Below are 22,610 nucleotides of genomic sequence, written 5' to 3' on the forward strand. Positions count from 1 at the left end.
CAGGGCTGGGAAGGCTGGCCGCCGTCAGACGGCGGCGGCTGGTCTTCCTGCAGTGCGGGGGCTGGGGGCCAGGCGCAGGATGGCGTAGCCCAGCAGGGAGGAGAGCAGCGAACCGGCGAGCACGCCCAGCTTTGCCTCCTCTACCAACTGCGGATACTGCGGGAATGCGAGCGCGCCGATGAACAAGCTCATCGTGAAGCCGATCCCGCATAGCACTGCCATGCCCCAGAGCTGGATCCAGCTCGCTCCCGCCGGACGCGGTGCGAAACCAAGCTTGTCCGATGCCACGATGGCGGCAAAGATGCCTGCCTGCTTGCCCAGGAACAAACCCAGCGCGATGCCGAGCGGGACGGGCTGGAACAGTCCGGAAAGACCGATGCCTGCCAGCGCCACGCCTGCATTGGCGAAGCCGAAGATGGGGACGATCACATAACTGTTCCACGGCACCAGCGCATGCTCGAGCCTCAGCAGCATCGAATCCCCCCGCAACGGGCGCAAGGGGATGGTGAAGGCCAGAAGGACTCCGGCAATGGTGGCGTGAATGCCGGAATTGAGCACGCAGAACCACAGTGCCAATCCCAGCAGGATGTACACGGACGTGCGGGACACCCTCATGCGCCCACAGGTGACAAGCGCGCCCAGGATGGCGACGGCGGCCATGGCCCAGCCCAGTTCGATATGGGCCGTATAGAACAGGGCGATCACGACCACTGCGCCGAGGTCGTCGACGATGGCAACGGTCAGCAGGAACAGTCGCAGCGACGCCGGTACGCGGCGCCCGAGCAGGCCGAGAACGCCGACGGCAAAAGCGATGTCCGTGGCGGCGGGTATGGCCCAGCCTCGCTGGGCAGGCTCCGCTAGTCCCGCCGTCGCCAGATAGACGATGGCCGGCGTTGCCATGCCGGCCGCCGCGGCAAGCACGGGCAGACGGCGCCTTGCCGGATTGGAAAGCTCGCCGTCGAGAACCTCCCGCTTGATTTCCAGGCCGACGACAAAAAAGAAGATCGCCATCAGCGCATCGTTGATCCACGCGTGCAGCGAATCGAGCCGGGCTATGGGAGATCCGGCGAGGCGATGATGAAAGACGTCGTGGTAAAGATCGGCCAACGGAGAGTTCGCAGCCGCCATCGCCAGGACGGCGACCACTATCAGCAGGATCCCCGAAGTCGCTTCGCCGCCCATTAACTTTGTGAAACGGCGCGCCAATTCATTGGCCAAATTTCGATGCGTACTCATAAGCCTTCTTTCAGGGAGGTGCGGCCGGGATGCAAGAGGGGCCGCCATCCCGGGGCGCTGAAAATCGGTAATGGGAATTCGGAACGAAGCCAGACGAAGTATCGGGGGACTTGGGTGGAAGCGGTGGGAGTGTTTCAGCAAGCGATGATCTGTCTGCAGCATGTCGAGCGCGAATTACTGCTGTTTACGGCTTTCTGGCTCCTGGTCAGCGCGGCCGACGAAGCGGTCATGGACATGTGCTGGCTGACTTTGCTGTTGAGGGGAAAGGCGCGGAGCACCCGGTTGCCTGCCGATCTTTCGAACGTATCGCTGAGCGGTCGGTCGGCGGTGCTCGTCGCGGCCTGGCAGGAAGAGCAGGTGATCGGACACACACTGAGCCATGCGCTGTCCGCGTGGAAGCACAAGGAACTCTGCCTGTACGTAGGGTGCTATGCCAACGATGTGGCCACTTTGGCTGCCGCGATGGCAGGCGCGGGTCAGGACACCCGCGTGCGGGTGATCATCCATTCCGAGTTTGGGCCAACGACCAAGGCGGACTGCCTCAACCGCCTCTACAAGGCTGTTTGCGAGGATGAACGGCGTTCGGGCATTCGTTTTCGCAGTGTTGTCCTTCACGATTCGGAAGACATGGTGCACAGCGCGGAACTGGCGGTCATCGACCGTGCGCTGGACGAAGCCGATTTCATCCAGCTGCCCGTGCGGCCGGAACCGCAGGCGAGCTCTCGCTGGGTGGGCGGGCATTACATCGACGAATTTGCCGAAGCGCATGGCAAGGCCTTGCCGGTTCGTGATGCGCTGGGCGCTGCGGTACCCTCTGCCGGTGTGGGATGCGGCTTTTCGCGTGAAATGCTGGCCCGAATCGCGCGCTTGCGTCGAGCTGAAGGAGAGGGCGGGCCCTTCGCGGCCGAATGTCTTACCGAGGACTATGAACTGGGCGTGCTGATCTGGCGCGAGGGAGGGAAAGGCCGCTTCGTGCGCGCGCGCGATGCTACAGGGCAACTGGTGGCGACACGTGCCTACTTCCCGGGCCGTCTGGAGGATTCCGTGCGCCAGAAGACGCGATGGATTCACGGGATCGCCTTGCAGTCCTGGGACCGGCTCGGCTGGAGCCGCATCACTCGAAGCGCCGGGGTCGCGGATACCTGGATGGCGCTGCGCGACCGGCGTGGACCGTTGGCGGCGATGGTTCTTGCATCAAGCTACCTGCTCGTCCTGGTTGAACTGCTGTTGGCGACGATGAGAGTGGGAGGTCTGGGCACGCCTCCGACGGCATCGCCGGTATTGCAAGCGATACTGGGAGTTTGCCTCGTCAGCCTGGTCTGGCGCTGCGTCATGCGGTTCCTCTTCACTGCGCGCGAATATGGGGTCGTCGAGGGGGCGCGAGCGATCATGCGCATTCCGGTGGCCAATCTCGTGGCCATTGTCGCAGGCTACCGCGCCTTGGCAAACTACCTGCGCACCCTGCGCGGTGCGGCAGTTCATTGGGAGAAGACCGCGCATCACTTGCATCCGGCAACAAAGGCGGCAGGCTATCCCGTGCATGGCTATTCCGGCCAAGGAGGCACGGCATTGTCAGATCGTGGCACACGCGTTCCGGCGGCTGCGTGATGACGGGCGGGCAACGGCTTCGCGGCCAACCTCTGGTGGCCTTGCTGGCGATTCTGTGCGGATGGATCGGAGGTCGGCTTTCTGCATGGGACGCGCCTTTGCTTGCTGCGCCTGCGCAGGAGCGCGCAGCGGTCACGGGCACGGACCGTTTTGGCGATGTGGTGATGGCAGGGCCGCAGACGCTGGTCGGCGGCTTGGGCGAGGAAGGTCTGTGGCGTGGCGGCGAGTGGGCGGGTGCCTATCCACAGGGTTGGCCGGCGCGCTCGGGCTACGGACAGGACACGGTGCGTATCGTTTATGTCAGCACGCCGGGCAGTCCGTCGGATGCGGCATTATGGCGCCGATTGGCGGCAATGGCGCAGGGTTCGCAATACGCGGCAATGCCGGTCGCCGCATGGACCGGTCGTGACGGCAATTCCAACGCAGATCCTGGCCGCGATTTTCCGCAGTACCCGATGGGCGCGTTCCACAATGAGCGTTTCCCATCCGGATTTCCGGCATTCGGGATGCCATCGTCCGAGGCGTCCGCTTTCGCAGCGTCGGAAGGGCAGTCGATCGGCTCCGGCGGCAGCGTACTTCCAATCGTCAGCAAGCCGCGCCGCTGGTCGGTGGATACCTGGGCACTGATGCGCGGCAGGGGGGCGGGGCCACTGACGAACGGGACCTTGCCGGCGACATATGGAGCAAGCCAGGCCGGTGCCGTCCTTCGCTACCGGCTGGGACTTCTCGCGCAGCATCGCCCGGAGATCTACATGCGCACGACGGCGACGCTGGAGCAGGTGCAGCGCGAGACCGCTGCTGCGATCGGCTTTTCGGCAAGGCCGCTGGCTGCCATCCCTGTCGTTGCGGCGCTGGAGGCACGATTGACGGAGCAGGCAGGGCAACGAAGGGTGCAGCCCGCGGCGATGGCGATCACCACGATCCCGCCGTTCGCCTTGCCTGCGCGGCTGCGGGGCGAGACATATGTCCAGGCCGGTTATGTCGCCGGCAGGTACGCGACGCCCTTTGCCGAAGGGCAACTGCGTGTTGATCACGGGATATTGCGGGTGGGCCAGGTCGAAAGCCGGATCGGCGGCGGAGTCTGGGGCGGTGTCCAGAAGGGTGCAAGCCGGTTGGATGCAGGCCCGTCGGCAACGGTGACGCTGCCCTTGCGGCGCGGCGTCAACGCCCGTGTCGGTGTCGATTGGCGCTTTCGCCTGGCGGGCGATGCAGAGCCTGGGTCAGGGCCTGCACTCACACTTTCCGCAGGTTTCTGAATCGGCGCTTTTCTCGCCCTTCACGCTGCGGTAGCGAGAGTGCTCGCATGGACGTCTATCTTCCCATCGCCAATCTTTCGGTCAACGGCATCATCATCGTTGGCCTTGGTGCCCTGACCGGGATCCTGTCGGGCATGTTTGGTGTGGGTGGCGGTTTTTTGACGACCCCGTTGATGATATTCTACGGGATTCCGCCGACGGTGGCCGCTGCATCGGCTGCCAGCCAGGTGACCGGAGCCAGCGTTTCCGGCGTGTTCGCACATGCCAAGCGCGGCAATGTGGACTATCTTATGGGGTCGGTCATGGTGTTCGGCGGCATCGTCGGCACCGGGCTCGGGGCCTTGCTGTTCAACCTGCTGGCCCGGCTCGGTCAGATCGACACGGTCATCAACATTCTGTACGTCGTGATGCTGGGATCGATTGGCGGACTGATGGCCAAGGAGAGTATCCAGGCGATCCGTGCCGAACGTAGCGGCGTTCCCATCGCCGCGAAAAAGCGCCGACACCATCCCATGGTGGCGAGCTTGCCGATGCGTTGGCGCTTCTATCGCTCAGGCCTCTACATTTCGCCGCTGGCACCGCTGCTTCTTGGCATCTTTACCGGCATCTTGACGATGCTGATGGGCATCGGCGGTGGCTTCATCCTCGTCCCGGCGATGCTTTACATTCTCGGCATGAGTGCCAATGTCGTGGTGGGCACGTCACTCTGGCAGATCCTGTTCACCACGATCGCAACGACAATGATGCATTCGATGACGACCCATGCGGTCGACATCGTGCTGGCTTCGCTGCTCCTGCTCGGGTCAGTTACGGGCGCGCAACTGGGCGCGCAGTTTGCGCAGAAGGCTAGCCCTGTGAAGCTGCGCCTGATCCTCGCGCTGATCGTCCTGCTGGTGGCGGCGCGGATGGCACTGGGGCTCGGTTATCGACCGGACGAAATCTACACGGTGGCGCCGCTGTGAGGGCGTCCGTCACCTCGGTTCTGGCGGTTCTTGTCTGGGTTGTGCTCTGTGCTGCCCGCGATCCCATCCTCGTCCCCGAAGTCTCTCAGCACGAGGTGGCGCTGCAACAGGGCTTTACCGGAACCGAACTGCTGCTTTTTGGCGCAATCCTGACACCGGAGGGCTCCCGCGCGGCGCAGGACTACGACATCGTCGTGGTGCTTAAGGGGCCGACCCAGTCGATCGTGTTGCGTGAAAAGCAGAAAGTGGCGGGAATCTGGATCAACGCCGACAGTACGGAGCTGCGCTCGGCACCTTCCTATTATGCCATCGCGTCGACCCGGCCGATCAAGGACATTGTCGACGACAAGACGGCGGCGATCTACGAATTGGGCCTGAAGTGGCTGCAACTCTCGCCGATCGGCGCGATCGATCCCAAGGAACAGACACGCTTCGCCAACGGGCTCGTCGATCTCAATCGCCGGATCGGCCTTTACCGCGAGGAAGAGGGCGGGGTGAAAGTCAGCGAGCAAGTGCTCTACCAGGCCCGGATTGGCCTGCCGTCCCGGGTTCCCATCGGTACTTACACGGCGGAAACTTTCGCCATATCGAAAGGGCGCGTGGTCGCCTCGGCCAGCAGTCAGGTCGAAGTGCGCAAGCTCGGCCTGGAACGCGCCGTCGCCACTTTCGCCGAAGATTATGGCTTTGCCTATGGCTTGCTGGCGGTTTTTGTATCGGTCGGCATGGGGTGGCTGGCGGGCCGGCTTTTCGCAATGCGCTGAAGATACGATTGCCGAAGTTGCTTCAATCGAATGCTGGGCCTTTGGTATGAGCCTGTCTTTAGGCGGAAATTAACCGCGTGGTCATAGCTCTGCCGGGGTCAGTTTTACTTCGGGGGCATAATGAACCAGATGCATCCAGAGGGCTTCGCGCCCTCGCGTGCGCCGCAGGCCGAGCAGCCCGCGGCGCATCCGGCTCACGCCCATACGACGCAGGCCCATATGACGCAGGGCCAGCCACGCCAGCCTGCACCGCGACTGGATACCGGACGCGAGCCGATCGGGGTAATCCTCGAGATCTCCGGTGCCGGAACACGCATCGCGCTCGACATTAACCGGCTGGGCGAAGTGATGAAGGATGGCGACCCTTCGGTTGCGCAGTCAGGGCAGGTCGGCAGTCAGGTCAAGATCCGTGTCGGCAATGGTTGGCTGCTCGCCAGCATCCGCAATCAGAAAAGCGACAGCAAGATTCCCGGCGGCATTGTTGCCGAGGCGGACTTCCTTGGCGAGGGCAGTGAGGAACGCCTGACTGGCCGTATCCATGGCTTCCGCCGCGGTGTGACCTTCTATCCCTCGCCGGGGGCGCTGGTCTATCCGGCGACCACCGAAGACCTGCGCCAGATCTATGCCAGCGACGGGCGCAGCGCGATCCAGATCGGCAACGTCTATCCCACCAAGGACATCCGTGCGGGTCTTTATGTCGATGCCCTGCTTGGCAAGCACTTCGCGCTGCTGGGATCGACCGGAACCGGCAAGTCGACCAGCGCTGCGCTGATCCTGCACCGCATCTGCGAGCATGCGCCGCAGGGCCACATCATCATGATCGATCCGCACGGCGAGTATTCAGCCGCGTTCCGCAACACCGGCGTGATCCTCGACGTCTCGAACCTGCAGATGCCCTACTGGCTGATGAATTTCGAGGAGCACTGCGAGATCCTCCTGACCTCGCGCGGGGACGACCGCCAGCTCGACAGCGAGATCCTGGGCAAGTGTTTGTTGGAGGCGCGCTCCAAGAACCGGCTGGCCGAGCAGCTTGGCAAGATCACGGTGGATTCGCCGATCCCTTATCTGCTCTCCGACTTGTCCAATATTCTCAACAACCACATGGGCAAGCTCGACAAGGGCCATTCCAGTGCGCCCTACATGCGGATCAAGAACAAGCTCGACGAGATGAAGGGCGATCCGCGCTACCAGTTCATGTTCTCCGGCATGCTGGTAGGCGACACGATGGCGGAGTTCATCTCCAAGATCTTCCGTCTGCCCTCGAACGGGCGGCCGATCTCGATCATCGACGTCTCGGGCGTGCCATCGGACATCACCAGCACCGTCGTCGCCGTGCTGAGCCGCATGGTGTTCGACTACGCGATCTGGGGGCGGGAGGAAAAGACCCGGCCCATCCTGCTCGTCTGCGAGGAGGCACACCGCTATGTTCCGAGCGAGAAGAACGCCGATGGCTCTTCGGTGGGCCGTATCCTGTCGCGTATCGCCAAGGAGGGCCGCAAGTACGGGATCTCGTTGGGCCTTATCACCCAGAGACCGTCCGATCTTGCCGAAGGTGTCCTTTCGCAGTGCGGCACGATCATCTCGATGCGCCTCAACAACGATCGTGACCAGGCCTTCGTGCGCGCGGCCATGCCGGAAGGTGCACGCGGGTTCCTCGATTCGATCCCGGCCCTGCGCAACCGTGAGTGCATCATCTGCGGCGAAGGCGTGGCGATCCCGATCCGGGTCTCGTTTGACGACCTCGAAGAGTACAAGCGCCCCGCGTCGGCCGACCCTTCGTTCACCGAACTGTGGAACAGCTCCGGCGGCGAGGAAGAGTCGGTCCTGCGCATCGTCCAGCGGTGGCGCGCGCAGGGCAGGTGATGGGGCCGCGCGGCCTTACAGATCGAAGGCCGCGCGCCACTTGCCCCAGCGATAATAGGCCAGCGTCAGGACCACCGTCAGCGTCGAGCCGACCGGATAGGCCCACCACAGCGCTTCGCTGCCGATCGCGGGGTAGGTGAGGGCGTAGAAGCCGAGGCGGCCCGGAATGAGGCCGATGGCCATGATGACCAGCGGAACCACGACCGCGCCGTAGGCGCGCAGGGTGCCGGTGAGGATCATGGTCACCGACATGATCACGAAACTGGCGGTGCAGACAAACTGGATGTGCCGCGCGATCGGCATTGCCGGGCTGTCGCCGCCCAGGAACAGGGCCAGCAGCGGATGGTCGAACACCACGATCAGCGCCGCCATCAGCAGCGAGATGGCGAGGTTGGTGACAAGCCCGATCTCGGTCACCTTGCCCACGCGGCCGTGATCGTGCGCGCCCAGCGACTGGGCAACCATGGCGCTGACCGCCGAGCCGATCGCCATCGCCGGCATCTGCAGGTAGTTCCACAATTGCAGCGAAGCGCCGTAGGCGGCGGCGGCATCCAGCCCTTCGAGGTTGACGAGGTGGACCATGGCCAGGCCCGCCGACGAGACCAGCAGCATCTGCGCGCCCATCGGCAGGCCCTTCAGGGTCACGTACTTCAATTCGCTGCCGCGCGGGATCAGGTAGCCGAGTTCGGCGCCGCGCAGCCGCATCGGCAGATCCTTGCGGTAGATCGTCCAGAGCTGGAACACGAGGCCGGCGAAGTTCGCGAAGGCGGTTGCCGCGGCGGACCCGGCAATGCCCAGCGACGGCACCGGCCCGGGGCCGATGATCAGCAGCGGGTTCAGGATCACGTCGAGCGCCACCGTCAGGATCATCGCGTGGAGCGGGGTCTTGGAATCGCCCGCGCCGCGCATGCCCATCGAGACCATCAGCGAGAGCGAGCCGAGCGGCAGCGTCACGAAGATCACGCGCAGATAGGCCAGCGCTTCGATCCGGCTCTGCTCGGGCGTACTGAGCAGCCGCAGCAGGGCGTCGGCGCCCAGCCAGCCGGCAAGGCCGCAGACCACCGACAGTATCAGGCAGAAGCCCACGCCCGAGCCGAAGGTCAGCCTGGCTGCATCGATGTCGCGGGCGCCGAAGTGCTGGCCGACGCGCACGGTGGTCGCCATGCCGAAGCCGAAGACGAGCGAGATCAGCAGGAACATGATGATATTGGCATTGGCGGTTGCCGCCAGTGCGCTTTCGCCGAGCAGCCGCCCGACCCAGATCGCGTTCACCGAGCCGTTCAGCGTCTGCAGCACGTTCGAGATCAGCATCGGGATCGAGAACACCAGCAGCGTCTTGAGGATCGGCCCCTGGGTGAGGTCCCCCGTCATGTGCTGCTTGCGCGCCGGTGCTGCGGGTTCGCCGGGTTCGGTCTCTCCGGCGGGAATCGGCGATGCTTCGTTCATATGTCCCCTTACGTGCCCCGCGTATCGCCCCAGATGTGGATGTGCAGGCGGTCGGTGAAGCGATAGCCTTCCTGCGTGCAGATGTCCGAGAGCCAAGGTGACCTCTGCCGGATGACATCGCTGGAGCGGCCTTCCGGCATCAGGAATATCCGCTCGGCGGGGATATTGTAGCGCGCCTTGAGGGCGCGGACTTCGTCGACGTCGGCGGGTTCCGCAATCACGAACTTGAAGAAGGCCCGCGGATCGGCGGACCATGCCTCGAGCCGCTCGGGCACCAGTGCCAGTTCCGCCGGATTGCCGCTGTGCGACAGCTTGGGGCTGACATTGTATTGCTGCACCCGTGCATCGAGGCTGGCGTGCGGCGCCACCGAGCCGTTGGTCTCGATCTCCACGTGCATCCCCGGCCTTGCCTCGTCGAGCGCCGCCAGCATCCGGGCCAGTTGCGGGCCTTGCAGCAGCGGCTCGCCGCCGGTCACGACCAGGCGGTCGGGCGGGAGGTCCGCCACCATGCGCGCCACGTCGGCTTCCTCGGCCATGACCTGATTGGCCTTGCGCTCGAAGGCCAGATCGTCGCGGTGGAAGCGGTTATCGCCGGTGAAGCGCCAGGTATAGGCCGTGTCGCACCACTGGCAGGCGAGGTTGCAGCGCGACAGGCGCACGAAAGTGCTGGGCCGCCCCATGCTGGCACCTTCGCCCTGAAGCGAGGCGAAGACTTCGGGTTCGCCGGGAGTGGTGGTGGCAAGGGCAAGCGTCACGGATGGTCTCGAATGCAAGGTTACGGTTTTGAAGGGCGAGGTTGACACAGTTTACACGGTCCAGAGGAAAAAGTGTCACCTTGCGTCGGAGGTGTCACCTTGTGGCTGGTTTCGTGAGGAGAGAGCAGGGCGGTCACGCGCGCGAACGTGTCAGATGCGCGGTGAGTAGGAAAACGAAAACGACGAGCAGGGGGCGGACCAAATCCGTATCACCCAAAAACCGTCATCCCCGCGAAGGCGGGGATCCCGCTTTCTTCTTTGGCATGCAGGGGCGCGGAGAGCTGGTGGATTGCTGCGCAGTTCCTCTGCGTCTCTGCGTGAACTCCAAAAAGCGGGGCCCCCGCCTTCGCGGGGGTGACGAGGGGAGTGGGGGGGTGTCGGTTCGGCTAAGTTCCGGCTCGGCCCCACTCCCCTCGGCTCTATCTTAACCCAGCCGCGCCAGCGCCGCCGCCAGACGCTCGGCTTCGGCCGAGTGGTGGGCGTGGTCGGCGCGGGCCTTGTCGATGGCCTCGGGCTTGGCCTTCTCGACAAAGGCCGGGTTGCCCAGACGCTTGTCGAGCGAGTCCCGTTCCTTGACCGAGGCGGCCATGGCCTTTTCCAGACGGGCCTTTTCGGCGGCGATGTCGATCACGCCTTCCAGCGGGATCGCCAGCGTCGCGTCGCCCGCGCCCACCTGCATGGCGGCACCGGCCGGAGCGGCCTCGAAGCGGATTGCGTCAAGGCGCGCCAGACGGTCGATCACGGTGGCGCTACGGCCGATCACCGCGCGGGTCGCGTCCGAGGGATCGGCGACATAGGCGGTGAGGCGCGCGCCCGGCGCGATGCCGAGTTCGGACTTGGCGCCGCGCAGGTTGCCGATGAGCGCGATCAGCCATTCGACTTCGGCCTTGGCTTCGGCGTCCACCGAGGCTTCCGGCGCGGGCCATGCGGCAACGATCAGGTCCTGATCGCGCGTGCCCATCTTGCTCCACAGCTCTTCGGTGACGAAGGGCATGAAGGGGTGGAGCATGACGAGGATCTGGTCGAGCACCCAGCCGGCGACGACCTTGGATTCCTCGTCGAAGTTGCCCCCAGGGACAGGCTTGATGAGTTCGATGTACCAGTCGCAGAACTGGTTCCACACGAAGTGGTAGATCGCGTTGGCAGCCGCGTCGAAGCGCAGGTCGGCCATGGCCTTGTCCAGCGCGGCGACGGTTTCGACGACTTCGCCGATGATCCACTTGTTGACCGCCGTGGTCGCCTTGGGGGCGGCGACGGAGGTGCTGGCGACGATGCCGTTGGACTGGCAGAAACGCGCGGCGTTCCACAGCTTCGTGGCGAAGTTGCGGTAACCCTCGACGCGCTTTTCATCCATCTTCACGTCGCGGCCCTGGCTTTCCATGGCGGCCATGAAGAAGCGCAGCGCGTCGGCGCCGTACTTGTCGATCAGGCCCAGCGGATCGACCACGTTGCCCTTGGACTTCGACATCTTCTGGCCGTCGGCAGCACGCACCAGACCATGGAGGTAGAGCCGCTTCCACGGCACTTCTTTCATGAAGTGAATGCCCTGCATCGCCATGCGCGCATCCCAGAAGAACAGGATGTCGAAGCCGGAAACCAGCAGGTCGTTCGGATAGTGCTTCTTCAGCAGCGGGGCATCTTCATCGGGCCAGCCGAGCGTGGCGAAAGGCCAGAGCGCGGAGGAGAACCAGGTGTCCAGCACGTCCTCGTCGCGGGTCAGCTGCTTGTTGCCGGCCTGCGCCTGTGCTTCTTCCTCGGTCTCGGAGACGAAGATCTCGCCGTCCTCGCTGAACCACGCCGGGATGCGGTGGCCCCACCAGAGCTGGCGCGAGACGCACCAGGGCTGGATGTTTTCCATCCAGTTGAAAAAGGTCTTTTCCCAGCTCTTCGGGACGATCTCGATCGCGCCCGAACGGACGGCTTCCAGCGGCGGGCCGGCCAGCGTCTGCGCATCGACGTACCACTGGTCGGTCAGCCAGGGTTCGATCACCACGCCGCTGCGGTCGCCGAACGGGGTCTGGATCACGCGGTCCTCGACCTTTTCGAGGAGCCCGTCCTCTTCGAGGAACTGGACGATCGCCTTGCGCGCCTCGAACCGGTCCATGCCGATGAACTGAGCGGGCACGAGGCCATCCTGGGTCTGGCAGACATGGGCATCGGCATCGAGCATGTTGAGCATGTCGGCGGGCTTGAAGCCCGCACGCTTGCCGACCTCGAAGTCGTTGAAGTCATGGCCCGGGGTGATCTTCACCGCGCCGGAGCCCAGTTCGGGATCGGCGTGCTCGTCCGCGACGATGGGAATCTCGCGGCCGGTCAGCGGCAGGGTGACGGTGGCGCCGCGGGCCAGCAGGCCCTTGTAGCGCTCGTCCTCGGGATTAACCGCGACGGCCATGTCGGCCAGCATCGTTTCCGGGCGGGTGGTGGCGACGTGGATGTGGCCGGAACCGTCCGAAAGCGGATACTTGATGTGCCAGAAGTGGCCGTTGGTCTCGCGCGTCTCGACCTCGAGGTCGGAAATGGCGGTGCGGAACTTGGGGTCCCAGTTCACCAGGCGCTTGTCACGGTAGATCAGGCCTTGCTTGTGCAGGTCCACGAAGACCTTGACCACGGCCTTGGTGAAGTGCGGATCCATCGTGAACTGCTCGCGGCTCCAGTCCATCGAGCAGCCGAGGCGGCGCAGCTGGCCGGTGATGGTGCCGCCGGATTCGGCCTTCCATTCCCAGACCTTGTCGATGAACGCCTCGCGCGTGTAGTTGGCGCGCTTGTCGCCCTTGGCTTCCATCTGGCGTTCGACCACCATCTGGGTGGCGATGCCGGCATGGTCGGTGCCGACCACCCAGAGCGCGTCCTTGCCCTTCAGGCGCTCGTGACGGATCACGATGTCCTGCAGCGTGTTGTCCAGCGCGTGGCCGATGTGCAGCGATCCGGTGACGTTCGGCGGCGGGTTGACGATGGTGAACGGCTGCGCGTCGGCACGCTCGGGGCGGAACAGCCCTTCGCTTTCCCAATGCTGGTACCACTTCGCCTCGATCTGGGCGGGGTCGAAGGTCTTGTCGAGGGCGGCTTCTGGCCCGGCTGCTGGCGTTTCGGTCATGGCGCGGGGCTTTGCCAGCGCGGCGTCTCGCGCGCAAGTGCGCGTAGGGATTGCCGGCGCCGCCGCCATCAAATTGCCACGGAGTATTGCCAGGCAGTCCCTTGCAAAATCAACAATCCGCCGCGCCCGGGGAACCCCTTGCCGGTACAGGCATTTTCCCCCAATACGAGCGCACATGCGGGAATGGGCTGAATTCACTCTGTCGGGAAGCGACCAAGGCGGTGTCCACACGGTGGCGCTGAAGGGGCCGCTGTGCGTCCATTCGCTGGGCAACCTCGACGGCAAGCTGGCGGCCTGCGGCGGTCCGGTCGAGCGGATCGACATGTCCGGCGTCACCGACATCGACACGACCGGCGCCTGGCTGGTCAAGCGCTTCGCGGACGAGCATCACCTTGAAATCGTCGGCCAGAGCGAGGCGGCGGACCGGCTGTTCGCCGCCGTCGGCCGCGTGCCGGAGGAAGCGGCCGAGGTGCCCAAGGGGCCGGGGCTGCTGCTGCGCACGGTGGCCGAATTCGGCGACGTTGTGGTCAATTGGGGCAAGGGCTTCACCAAGTCGATCGGATTCCTCGGTGAACTGATCCTCGCCATCGGCGGCGTAATCCGCCACCCCTCGCGGCTGCGCGGCACCGCGCTGGTGTTCCACATGCAGCACGTGGGCATCAACTCGCTGTGGATCATCGGCCTGATGAGCTTCCTGATCGGCATCGTCATCGCCCAGCAGGGCGCGGTGCAGCTCGCGCAGTTCGGGGCGGAGATCTACACGATCAACCTCACCGGCCGCCTCGCCATGCGCGAACTGGGCATCCTGATGACCGCGATCATGGTCGCGGGCCGGTCGGGATCGGCCTTCGCGGCGCAGATCGGCACGATGAAGCTGACCGAGGAAGTGGATGCCATGCGCACGATCGGCGTCTCGCCGATGCAGGCGCTGGTGGTGCCGCGGGTGCTGGCGGCGATGCTGATGATGCCGCTGCTCGGCTTCTACGCCACGGTCCTGGCGATCATCGGCGGCGCCTTCATCGCCAATTTCGCGCTCGACATTCCCTTCCTCACCTTCCTTCAGCGCACGCAGGAAGTGGTGCCGACGACCGACATCTGGGTCGGTCTGCTCAAGGCGCCGGTCTTTGCGCTGATCGTGGCGCTGGCGGGGTGCTATCAGGGCATGCAGGTGACCTCCAACGCCGAGGAAGTGGGCGGGCGCACCACCCAGGCGGTGGTGACGGCGATCTTCACCGTCATCGTGCTCGATGCCTTCTTCGCTATCTTCTTCACCAAGATCGGCTGGAAATGACCGACCTTTCAAGCGATTATGAAGGCGAATATCCGATCGTCGTCGAAGGGCTGGTCAATGCCTTCGACGGCTTCGTGGTGCATCAGGACTTGTCGCTGAAGGTCCGCAAGGGCGAGATTCTCGGCGTCGTCGGCGGCTCGGGCACGGGCAAGTCGGTGCTCATGCGCTCGATCATCGGGCTGCAGCAGCCGGAAGCGGGCGAGATCACCGTGCTGGGCCACCGCATGGGCGAATCCACCGACGAGGAAGGCATCGACCTGCGCTCGCGCTGGGGGGTGCTGTTCCAGGGCGGCGCCCTGTTCTCGACGCTGACCGTGGGCGAGAACGTGGAAGTGCCGCTCAAGCAGTTCTTCCCCGAGATCGCCGATGCGCTGCGCGCGGACATCGCGCGCTTCAAGGTGCGCCTCGCCGGCCTGCCCGAAGAGGCGGCGGCGAAGTATCCCAGCGAGCTTTCGGGCGGCATGAAAAAACGCGCCGGGCTCGCCCGGGCGCTGGCGCTCGATCCCGAACTGCTGTTCCTCGACGAGCCAACCGCCGGGCTGGACCCGATCGGTGCCGATGCTTTCGACCGGCTGACGCGCGGGCTCGCGGATACGCTGGGCCTCACGGTGTTCCTCATCACCCACGACCTCGATACCCTGCACGCCATCTGCGACCGGGTGGCGGTGCTGGCGGACAAGCAGGTGATCGCGGTGGGCACCATCCCCGAGCTTCTCGCGCTCGACCATCCGTGGATCCAGGAATATTTCAACGGCCCGCGCGGCCGTGCGGCGCTGGGCGCCAAGGACCAGATTTCGAACGACAGCACCGCGGAGGCGAGAGTCCCCGCGCTACACGATAATTCCGGCGCCTCGTCGGGTGAGCCGGAGGCATAGGGCAGCAGCATGGAAACACGGGCCAATCACGTCTGGGTCGGGGCGGTCACGCTGATACTGCTGGCGGCGCTGGCGGCGTTCATCATCTGGATTGCCCGCATCAACGAGACCGCGCGCAACGAATACGACATCTTCTTCAAGCAGTCCGTCGACGGTCTGGCGAGGGGGTCGGGTGTCGATTACGCGGGTGTTCCCGTGGGTCAGATCAAGGAAATCGAACTCTGGCCGCAGGACCCGAGCTTCGTGCGCGTGCGCATCCGGGTCGACCAGAAAGTGCCGGTGACGGTGGGCACCACCGCGACGATCCAGGGCAGCTTCACGGGCGTGTCCGACATCCAGCTCGAGGGCGCGGTCAAGGGCGCGCCGCTGCTGACCGAGCCGGGGCCGGAAGGCGTGCCGGTGATTCCGACCAAGCGGGGCGGTCTGGGCGAAATCCTCTCCAACGCGCCGCTGCTGCTGGAGCGTCTGGCCACGCTGACCGAGAACCTCAACCTGCTGCTCTCGGACGAGAACCGCAAGTCTCTCACCGGGATCCTCAAGAACACCGACAAGATGACCCGGGATCTCTCCGCCGCTTCGCCGGAAGTGCGCAAGACCCTGGTCCAGCTTCAGGGAACGCTCGACCAGGCGACCAAGACGCTGGCCGCATTCGAGGGCGTTGCCGGCAAGGCGGACAACCTGCTGGGCGATCAGGGCAATTCCCTGGCCGACCAGCTGCGCAAGACGCTCGCCTCGGCGCAGAAGTCGATGGACACGCTCGACCAGACCCTGCAGCACGCGCAGCCCGCCTTCGACAAGGTCTCGGGTGAGACGCTGCCGGCTGCCGAAGCGGCGATCCGCGATCTCCAGGCCACCAGCCGGGCGCTGCGGGCCGTCACCGAGAAGATCGACGAACAGGGCGCCGGCGCGCTGCTCAAGGGGCAGAAGCTGCCCACCTACAAGCCTTGAACGGGCAAGCCATGAAGAGGCTCGAGATGCGAACCGCCAAGATGATCGGAAACACGGTGCCGGGGATGAAAGCGGCCACGGGGGCGCTGCTGCTGACGGCCTGCCTGGCGCTGCCCGGCTGCATCAGCCTGGCGGCCAAGCCGCCCGAGCAGCTGATCCGCCTCACGAGCGAGGAAACCGCACCGGCAGGGGCGCAGGTGAGCGGCCAGCTGGCCGATGCCATCGTCGTCGCCGATCCCGAGGCCGATCGCAGCCTCGATGTCCTGCGGGTGCCGGTCAAGGTCGATGCCTCGGGCCTGGCCTATCTCAAGGACGCGGTCTGGACCGAAAAGCCGACGCGGCAGATGCGGACCCTGCTGGCCGAGACGCTGCGGGCGCGCACCGGCAAGCTGGTGGTGGAAGGCATCGGCTACGAGGTCTCCGGCAAGACGCTGGTCGGCGGCCGCCTGCTCGACATGGGGTATGATGCGCCGACCCGTTCGGTCGTCGTGCGGTTCGATGCGATCCGCACGGAGCGCGGCGGACCGATCACCACGCGCCGTTTCGAGGCGCGGGTGGCGGATGTGAAGCCCCAGGCGTCCAAGGTCGGGCCGGCGCTGAATCAGGCGGCCAACGACGTGGCGAGGCAGGTTGCCGACTGGGTCAAGGCGCAATGAATGTGCGCCTGCGGGAAATTAAGTAATTAATGACAGTGTTTGTTATGATGCTTTGATTTTCCGAAAGCCTCTTCGATATTCTATTTATTCAATTCGAATATTCTTGACAGGCAATTGCCCGGTTTGTGACGGCGAGCGGGATTGCCCACGTTTGCAGGCTTTTTTTCAGGCCCCGCCAATGGCGCCTGTGGCGGTTCTGCAACGCCGGCGCCTTGCGGCCTCATAAGTCAACTATCTGACATTGCCTGAAATTTCTGCGCCTGTATCCGCCGCACCTCTTCGCACAGGGGTGCGGGGGCAAGAACAAGATTGCAGGAGTTTCCATGAAGAAGATCGCCATCGCGGCCACCGCCGTGCTGTTCGCCGTTCCGGCTGCCGCCAACGCACAGGCATACGTGCAGGCCCAGACCGGCCTCGACAGCGTGTCGGTCGATGGCGGTTCGTCGGAAGGCCTCACTTATGGCGTGGCCGCAGGCTACGACATCCAGGCCCGTGACGCCCTGTTCTTCGGTATCCAGGCCAGCGTTTCGGACAGCACCACCAAGGACTGCCTGCGCGATGTCGCCGTCACGGACGACAAGCTCTGCGTGCGTTCGGGCCGTGACCTTGCAGCGGTTGCCCGCATCGGCACCAACGTTGGCGAGACCACCAAGCTCTATCTGCTGGGCGGCTACACCAATGCGCGGATCCGCGTGACCTACAACGACGGCACCAACAAGGACAGCGCCGGCACCAACCTCGACGGTTACCGCATCGGCGCCGGCTTCGAGCACGACTTCGGCGGCAACCTGTTCGGCAAGGTCGAGTACAACTACTCGAACTACGAGCATGGCTTCAGCCGCCACTACGCTCTGGCCGGGTTCGGCGTGAAGTTCTGATCTTTCGCGCGCAGGCGGCCTCGCGACCCGGCCGCGTGCGTTGCAGGGAGGCCCGTCCCGGCATTTGCCGGGGCGGGCTTTTTCCGTTGCGGCAGGGACTTTTCCCCTGCTCCCGCGTTTCCGTCAGCGCGCCAGGTTGGCGAAGCGGATGGCCAGCTTGAAGGCCTCGAACCGCGCCGCGCGGCGTTCGGCGGCCTCCCAGTCCTCGCCCCAGAGCTCGACCTGCCAGTCTTCCTCCAGGTTCGCGGCCTTCCACAGCGCCTCGGCATCGGCGCCGGGCTCGACCGCGGCGAGGGCGATCGTCAGCGAGGCGGCCAGGCTCGAAAGCATGCGCAGCGCCGCCAGCGCGAAGGCATCCTGCCTGGCAAGAATGGCTTCGAGACGGGCGAGGGTCTCGGGCGGGACCGGCTTGTGGAGAATGCCCGAGACGCGCGGAAACGCGAGGCCATGGCGTGCCTCGATCCCGGCCAGCAGCGGTTCCCAGACGGCCAGCTGGCGCTGGTAGAGCGCATCCTCGGGACCGGCGCGGTAGCACAGCGTGTCGGTTTCGGCGTAAGGCAGGATCTCGCGCAGGGCGAGCGCGGGGTCGCCGGCCATCGCGTCGAGCGCGAAGTCGGCAAGGTCGCGCAGCGGGAAGGTCGCGGTGTCGATCTCCTCGCCCTGGGCCGCCCATTCGGCGCCGAGCGCCTCCGCCATGGCCATGGTGGGCAGGACTTGTGGGCGGCCGCCGGCGGTCTTGATGCCGCGTCCGTCGAGCAGAACGCGCCAGCCGCCGTCCTGCGGGGCCTGGGTGACTTCCTTGTAGAAACGCTTCACGGGGGAGTTCCGGTTACCTGGGGCTGCGCCACTTGCGCGCCAAGAGGCGGGGGATGACAAAGACGTCGATCATGCCATTGAGGATGAGCACGTAGCCGAGCCAGAGCGGCGCGTGCAGCGTGTTCGCGCCGATGGCGAGCCCGCCGACGACGCAGGCGACACCGAACAGGCGCACCAGTTGCATGATGATCCAGCGGGACCGGGCGGGATCCTTGGCGGCCGAGGTCATGCGAGGAGGTGCTCCAGCAGTTGCTGCGGGGTTTCGAAGACCTTTTCGGCCCCGGCGGCGATCAGTTCCTCGGGATGGTGGTAGCCCCAGTCGACGCCGATCGCGCGGGAGCCGGCATTGGCGGCCATCCTGATGTCGTAGACGGTGTCGCCGATCATCACCGTCTCGCCCGGCCGTGCGCCGGCATCGTCCATCGCTTCCTCCAGCATCGCCGGGTGCGGCTTGGAGGGGTGGCGGTCGGCGGTCTGGAGGGTGACGAACAGGTCCTTGATGCCGTTCGCCTCGAGGCAGAACGACAGGCCGCGGTCGGACATGCCGGTGGCGACGCCCAGCGTCCATCCGGCGGCTTGCAGGCCGCGCAGCACATCGGCGATGCCCGGGAACAGCGGCTGCGAGACGCGGCCCTCGCTGCGGGCCTGCCGGAAAGCAAGCTTGTAGGCGTCGGCCATGGCATGCTGCTGCGCCTCGTCGCTGTCCGGCAGCAGCTGGCGCATGGCCTGCGGCAGCGACAGCCCGACGGCGCGGCGGATCAGCCCGCGCGAGGGGGCGGGAAGGCTGAATGCGGCAAACACCGCCTCCATCGCCTCGCAGATCGGGGCCTGTCCATCGACGAGCGTGCCGTCGCAATCGAAGACGGCGAATTTCATCCGACCAGATCCCTCATGAGTTGCGCCATCGCGCGCGAACCTTCGGATTCGAGCCCCAGCGCGACGCGTTCGCGTTCGTCGGCGGGTTTGTTCTGGGAAAGCTTGAAGGTCGGGCGCCAGGCCTGAACTTCCAGTTCGAAACCGACGATCGCGGCCTTGAGTCCGGCAAGATGGCCGGGTGAGACCTTGTCCATGGTCCAGGGCTGGCCCTGCGTCATGCGCGCCTCGTTGCGGGCGGAAAGGCCTTCGAGCAGGCCGGTCAGCCCCTCGTCGTCCATCGTGCGCACGCGGCCTTCCATTTCGACGCTGACATAGTTCCATGTCGGCACCTGCTCGCTGCTTTCATACCAGCGCGGCGAGACATAGGCATCCGGCCCGTTCACCACCGCCAGCACGGTGGCGCCGGCGATATGGCGGGTGAGCGCATTGCCGCGCGCGAGATGGAACTGCACGGCGCCGTCACCGGTCCACAGCAGCGGGGTATGGGCAACGCGCGGCCCGTCCGGCGTGGCGGCGAAGATCATGCCGAAGCCGACCTCCTCCACCAGCGCTTCGGCCATTGCACGATCGGCCGGACGGAACTGCGCGTTGGGGTGCATCAGCGCTTGCCTCGCGGCGCCGAGGGGCGTGAACCGCCTGGACCGGACGGCTTGCGCGGGCCGGACGGCTTGCGGGCACCGGCAGGCTTGCCGGGGCCAGCTTTACCGGGGCCAGTTTTACCAAGGCCGGGCTTGCCGGTCGCCTTGCGCGGACCAGCGGGTTTGCCGCCCGGCTTGGCCGCCGACTTGCCGCTGGGCTTCCCGCGCGAGCCGGGGCGTTCCGAGGCGCCGTCGCGGCGCGAGCGACGCTCGCCGCGGCGTTCCTTGCGGTACTGCTTGGCGTGGGCCTTGGCGGCGCGCTTTTCGTCGTCCTTGGTGAACTCCGGCGCGCTTTCGGGCAGTTCGGCGCCGTCGGCTTCGTCGAAGCCGAGCGATTCCATCGAGTTGGCGAAGTGCTCGGGCAGCGGCGCGGTCACGTCCAGCGGGGCGCCGTCGGGATGCTCGATGATCAGGCGGCGGGCGTGGAGGTGCATCTTGCGGCTGATCGTGCCGGAAAGGAACGCTTCCTGGCCGCCGTACTTGCCGTCACCGACGATCGGGTGGCCGATCGCCGCCATGTGGACACGCAGCTGGTGGGTGCGGCCGGTCAGCGGGTGCAGTTCCACCCATGCGGCGCGGTTGCCCGCACGGTCGAGCACGCGGTAGCGGGTGCGGGCCGACTGGCCGCCTTCCTCGTCCACGTACATCTTCTCGCCGCCGGTGCCCGGCTGCTTGCCGATCGGCAGTTCGATCATGCCGTCGTTGATGCTGGGCACGCCGACCACCAGCGCCCAGTAGATCTTCTTGGCGCTGCGCCCGGAAAAGCGCTTGGAGAAGAACGCGGCGCTGCCCGGCGTGCGGGCGACGAGCAGGACGCCCGAGGTGTCCTTGTCGAGGCGGTGGACAAGCCGCGGGCGCGGGCCCTTGTCCGCGTAAGCGTCGAGCAGGCCGTCGACATGCTCCTTCATGCCCGAGCCGCCCTGGGTGGCGAGGCCGGGGGGCTTGTTGAGCACGATGGCGGCGCGGTCCTGCGTGAGCACCATGGCGTCGGCGCGCTCGATCTCTTCCTCGGTCAGTTCGCGGCGCGGGCGGGCGGCGCGCACGCCGGGCTGCTGTTCGCCGCCGGGAGGCACGCGCAGCGTCTGCCCGGCGGTGAGGCGGGTGTCGACATCGGCGCGCTTGCCGTCGACGCGGATCTGGCCGGTGCGCGCCCAGCGCGAGACCATCGCGAAGCCGACTTGCGGCAGGTGGCGCTTGAACCAGCGGTCAAGGCGGACGCCTTCGTCGTCGTGGCCGACGGTGAACTGGCGGACGATATCGGTATTCTCTGGGCGACTCATGCGGCGCTCCTCATGATGGTAAGGCCGAGGAACAGCGCGCTAAGGCCGGCGGCCAGCGAAATCGCGACGTAAAACACGGCAAGCCCCGGTTGTCCGCGCTGGGCAAGCGCGACCGTATCGAGGCTGAAGGACGAAAACGTGGTGAAGCCCCCTAGCACGCCCACGCCGACAAGCAGGCGCAGGTTTTCCCCGCCGGGCGCCATGCGGCCGAGCCAGCCGGCGAGCAGGCCCATGACAAGGCTGCCGACGATGTTCACCGTCAGGGTTCCGTAAGGGAACGCCAGGGCGCGGGCGGGGCCGAGCAGGACGGTCCAGGCATAGCCGACGCTGAAGCGCAGCCATGATCCGACCGCGCCGCCCAGCGCCACCAGGCCGGAGGCGAGGAGGAAGGAAGGTTGGGGCATCACGCCGCCTTAGCCGCGAATGCGCGGTTTTCCAATCGTGGTGCGCACCTGGCCTGTGCGGCAGCGATAGTTGCGTGTCTTTTGAACGGTTCGCGGAACGGCCTCTCTATAATTGTCCTTGGGTGCGACCCCACTCCGCAAGGAGAAAAAACGATGCAAGTTTCATCCACGACCGGCGCGATGGGCGCCATGTTCAATCCCCGGCAGGATATGGACGACAAGATCTCCACCGCGCTCAGCAGCGGGACGATCTCCGACACCGATGCCAGCGCGCTGGAATCGGCACTCGATTCGATCGGCAGTTCGCTGTCTTCGGGCAGCTCGGCGGATTCGGGCAGCCGGCTCGATCCCTCGCAGATGAAGGATCGAATCAATTCGCTGATCGCGGATCAGGTGTCTTCGGGCACGCTGACGCAGGACCAGGCGAGCGAGTTGCAGTCCCTCTTTGCGCAGGGGCCTTCGGGCGCCGTGACGGCCGATGGCTCGGCGGCGGCCGGCGACGATGCGGCGCTCGGCGGCGTGCAGGGCGGCAGCGGCGGTATGGGCGGCCCGCAGGGCGCCGGTGGCCCGCCTCCCGGTCCGCCGCCTTCGGGTGCGGTCGGCGGTGCCGAGGAAACGGACGAAACCGAGGAAACCGAGGAAACCGACGAAACCGATGAGACCGACGAGACGGATGATACCGATTCGACGGACGACACCGACGAGGCCGATTCCTCGAGCGAGGCGCGTGATGCGATTCTGGCCTTCCTCCAGAACCTGAAGGACGCGCAGGCCGCTTCCGGTACCTATTCGGCTGCGGGCCTTGCCGAATCCACGCTGTCGGGCCTGATCGTCGATCAACTGGCCTGATTGGCTCAAATCGTGTAAAACTCCCTCCGGCGGGCCCTCGCTCCCGGCGGAGGGAGCTGCATCTGGCCTAAATGCGGCCAAGATTGCTTGCCTTGCGGGCCGGTTGGTGCTAGCGGCC

21 protein-coding genes are annotated in these 22,610 nt (G+C 65.7%); 11 read left to right on the top strand and 10 right to left on the bottom strand.

What is annotated here, in order from left to right:
* Nucleotides 1-24: 24 nt before the first annotated feature.
* Nucleotides 25-1,236: a Na+/H+ antiporter NhaA gene (gene nhaA / locus CA833_RS12450; RefSeq protein WP_207080078.1), complete on the bottom strand. Its 1,212-nt coding sequence runs from the start codon at nucleotides 1,234-1,236 to the stop codon at nucleotides 25-27.
* Between the two features lie 144 nt (nucleotides 1,237-1,380).
* Here nhaA and CA833_RS12455 point away from each other — a divergent pair, with 144 nt between their 5' ends.
* The 5 genes from CA833_RS12455 (at nucleotide 1,381) to CA833_RS12475 (ending at nucleotide 7,686) form a co-directional block, all read left to right on the top strand.
* On the top strand, nucleotides 1,381-2,844 hold the full coding sequence (locus tag CA833_RS12455; protein ID WP_207078199.1) for a glycosyl transferase family protein: 1,464 nt from the start codon (nucleotides 1,381-1,383) through the stop codon (nucleotides 2,842-2,844).
* On the top strand, nucleotides 2,844-4,100 hold the full coding sequence (locus CA833_RS12460; protein WP_207078200.1) for a hypothetical protein: 1,257 nt from the start codon (nucleotides 2,844-2,846) through the stop codon (nucleotides 4,098-4,100). The genes CA833_RS12455 and CA833_RS12460 overlap by 1 nt, the downstream gene beginning before the upstream one ends.
* 47 nt (nucleotides 4,101-4,147) lie before the next feature.
* Nucleotides 4,148-5,062 (top strand): sulfite exporter TauE/SafE family protein, encoded by a 915-nt coding sequence (locus CA833_RS12465; protein WP_142634867.1) that lies wholly within the window; start codon nucleotides 4,148-4,150, stop codon nucleotides 5,060-5,062.
* Nucleotides 5,059-5,823, top strand: coding sequence for a TIGR02186 family protein (locus CA833_RS12470; protein WP_142634865.1), 765 nt, complete (start codon nucleotides 5,059-5,061; stop codon nucleotides 5,821-5,823). Before CA833_RS12465 ends, CA833_RS12470 begins: the two co-directional genes overlap by 4 nt.
* Before the next feature lie 219 nt (nucleotides 5,824-6,042).
* The gene (locus CA833_RS12475) at nucleotides 6,043-7,686 is read left to right on the top strand and encodes an ATP-binding protein (RefSeq protein WP_142637786.1); all 1,644 of its coding nucleotides are present in this window, start codon (nucleotides 6,043-6,045) and stop codon (nucleotides 7,684-7,686) included.
* A 15-nt stretch (nucleotides 7,687-7,701) separates the two neighbouring features.
* On the opposite strand, the gene CA833_RS12480 is transcribed toward CA833_RS12475, so the two are convergent.
* The 3 genes from CA833_RS12480 to CA833_RS12490 form a co-directional block, all read right to left on the bottom strand.
* Nucleotides 7,702-9,132, bottom strand: coding sequence for an MATE family efflux transporter (locus tag CA833_RS12480; protein ID WP_142634863.1), 1,431 nt, complete (start codon nucleotides 9,130-9,132; stop codon nucleotides 7,702-7,704).
* Nucleotides 9,133-9,140: 8 nt separating this feature from the next.
* Nucleotides 9,141-9,887: a 7-carboxy-7-deazaguanine synthase QueE gene (locus CA833_RS12485; RefSeq protein WP_142634861.1), complete on the bottom strand. Its 747-nt coding sequence runs from the start codon at nucleotides 9,885-9,887 to the stop codon at nucleotides 9,141-9,143.
* A 424-nt stretch (nucleotides 9,888-10,311) separates the two neighbouring features.
* Nucleotides 10,312-12,981 (bottom strand): valine--tRNA ligase, encoded by a 2,670-nt coding sequence (locus CA833_RS12490; protein ID WP_207078201.1) that lies wholly within the window; start codon nucleotides 12,979-12,981, stop codon nucleotides 10,312-10,314.
* 175 nt (nucleotides 12,982-13,156) lie between these two features.
* On the opposite strand from CA833_RS12490, the gene CA833_RS12495 reads away from it, so the two are divergent.
* The 5 genes from CA833_RS12495 to CA833_RS12515 all read left to right on the top strand — a co-directional run bounded on the left by CA833_RS12495 (nucleotide 13,157) and on the right by CA833_RS12515 (nucleotide 17,629).
* Entirely contained in the window at nucleotides 13,157-14,272 is a 1,116-nt protein-coding gene (locus CA833_RS12495; protein ID WP_207078202.1) for an ABC transporter permease, read from the top strand.
* Nucleotides 14,269-15,147 (top strand): ABC transporter ATP-binding protein, encoded by an 879-nt coding sequence (locus CA833_RS12500; RefSeq protein ID WP_142634855.1) that lies wholly within the window; start codon nucleotides 14,269-14,271, stop codon nucleotides 15,145-15,147. The genes CA833_RS12495 and CA833_RS12500 overlap by 4 nt, the downstream gene beginning before the upstream one ends.
* Before the next feature lie 9 nt (nucleotides 15,148-15,156).
* Nucleotides 15,157-16,095 carry an MlaD family protein gene (locus CA833_RS12505; protein WP_142634853.1) on the top strand — a complete coding sequence of 313 codons (939 nt, stop codon included), beginning with the start codon at nucleotides 15,157-15,159 and terminating at the stop codon, nucleotides 16,093-16,095.
* An 11-nt stretch (nucleotides 16,096-16,106) separates the two neighbouring features.
* Complete coding sequence (locus CA833_RS12510) at nucleotides 16,107-16,751, top strand: ABC-type transport auxiliary lipoprotein family protein (RefSeq protein WP_370584509.1); 645 nt, start codon at nucleotides 16,107-16,109, stop codon at nucleotides 16,749-16,751.
* Nucleotides 16,752-17,074: 323 nt separating this feature from the next.
* Nucleotides 17,075-17,629, top strand: a complete 555-nt coding sequence (locus CA833_RS12515) for an outer membrane protein (protein ID WP_207078203.1) — start codon at nucleotides 17,075-17,077, stop codon at nucleotides 17,627-17,629.
* 123 nt (nucleotides 17,630-17,752) lie between these two features.
* Here CA833_RS12515 and CA833_RS12520 read toward each other — a convergent pair whose 3' ends face one another.
* Genes CA833_RS12520 through crcB form a run of 6 tightly spaced genes read right to left on the bottom strand, consistent with a single transcriptional unit; the run spans nucleotide 17,753 to nucleotide 21,643 of the window.
* Nucleotides 17,753-18,445, bottom strand: a complete 693-nt coding sequence (locus CA833_RS12520) for an ATP12 family chaperone protein (RefSeq protein WP_207078204.1) — start codon at nucleotides 18,443-18,445, stop codon at nucleotides 17,753-17,755.
* Nucleotides 18,446-18,458: 13 nt separating this feature from the next.
* Nucleotides 18,459-18,674: a hypothetical protein gene (locus CA833_RS12525; protein ID WP_207078205.1), complete on the bottom strand. Its 216-nt coding sequence runs from the start codon at nucleotides 18,672-18,674 to the stop codon at nucleotides 18,459-18,461.
* Nucleotides 18,671-19,321 carry an HAD-IA family hydrolase gene (locus tag CA833_RS12530; RefSeq protein WP_207078206.1) on the bottom strand — a complete coding sequence of 217 codons (651 nt, stop codon included), beginning with the start codon at nucleotides 19,319-19,321 and terminating at the stop codon, nucleotides 18,671-18,673. The genes CA833_RS12525 and CA833_RS12530 overlap by 4 nt, the downstream gene beginning before the upstream one ends.
* Nucleotides 19,318-19,920: an FMN-binding negative transcriptional regulator gene (locus CA833_RS12535; RefSeq protein WP_207078207.1), complete on the bottom strand. Its 603-nt coding sequence runs from the start codon at nucleotides 19,918-19,920 to the stop codon at nucleotides 19,318-19,320. The genes CA833_RS12530 and CA833_RS12535 overlap by 4 nt, the downstream gene beginning before the upstream one ends.
* Nucleotides 19,920-21,239 carry an RluA family pseudouridine synthase gene (locus CA833_RS12540; protein ID WP_207078208.1) on the bottom strand — a complete coding sequence of 440 codons (1,320 nt, stop codon included), beginning with the start codon at nucleotides 21,237-21,239 and terminating at the stop codon, nucleotides 19,920-19,922. The genes CA833_RS12535 and CA833_RS12540 overlap by 1 nt, the downstream gene beginning before the upstream one ends.
* Nucleotides 21,236-21,643, bottom strand: coding sequence for a fluoride efflux transporter CrcB (gene crcB, locus CA833_RS12545; RefSeq protein ID WP_142634837.1), 408 nt, complete (start codon nucleotides 21,641-21,643; stop codon nucleotides 21,236-21,238). Before crcB ends, CA833_RS12540 begins: the two co-directional genes overlap by 4 nt.
* A gap of 153 nt (nucleotides 21,644-21,796) precedes the next feature.
* On the opposite strand from crcB, the gene CA833_RS12550 reads away from it, so the two are divergent.
* Nucleotides 21,797-22,492, top strand: a complete 696-nt coding sequence (locus CA833_RS12550; protein WP_207078209.1) for a hypothetical protein — start codon at nucleotides 21,797-21,799, stop codon at nucleotides 22,490-22,492.
* Nucleotides 22,493-22,610: the final 118 nt, after the last annotated feature.

Source organism: Novosphingobium sp. KA1, from assembly GCF_017309955.1.
Taxonomy (GTDB): Bacteria; Pseudomonadota; Alphaproteobacteria; order Sphingomonadales; family Sphingomonadaceae; genus Novosphingobium.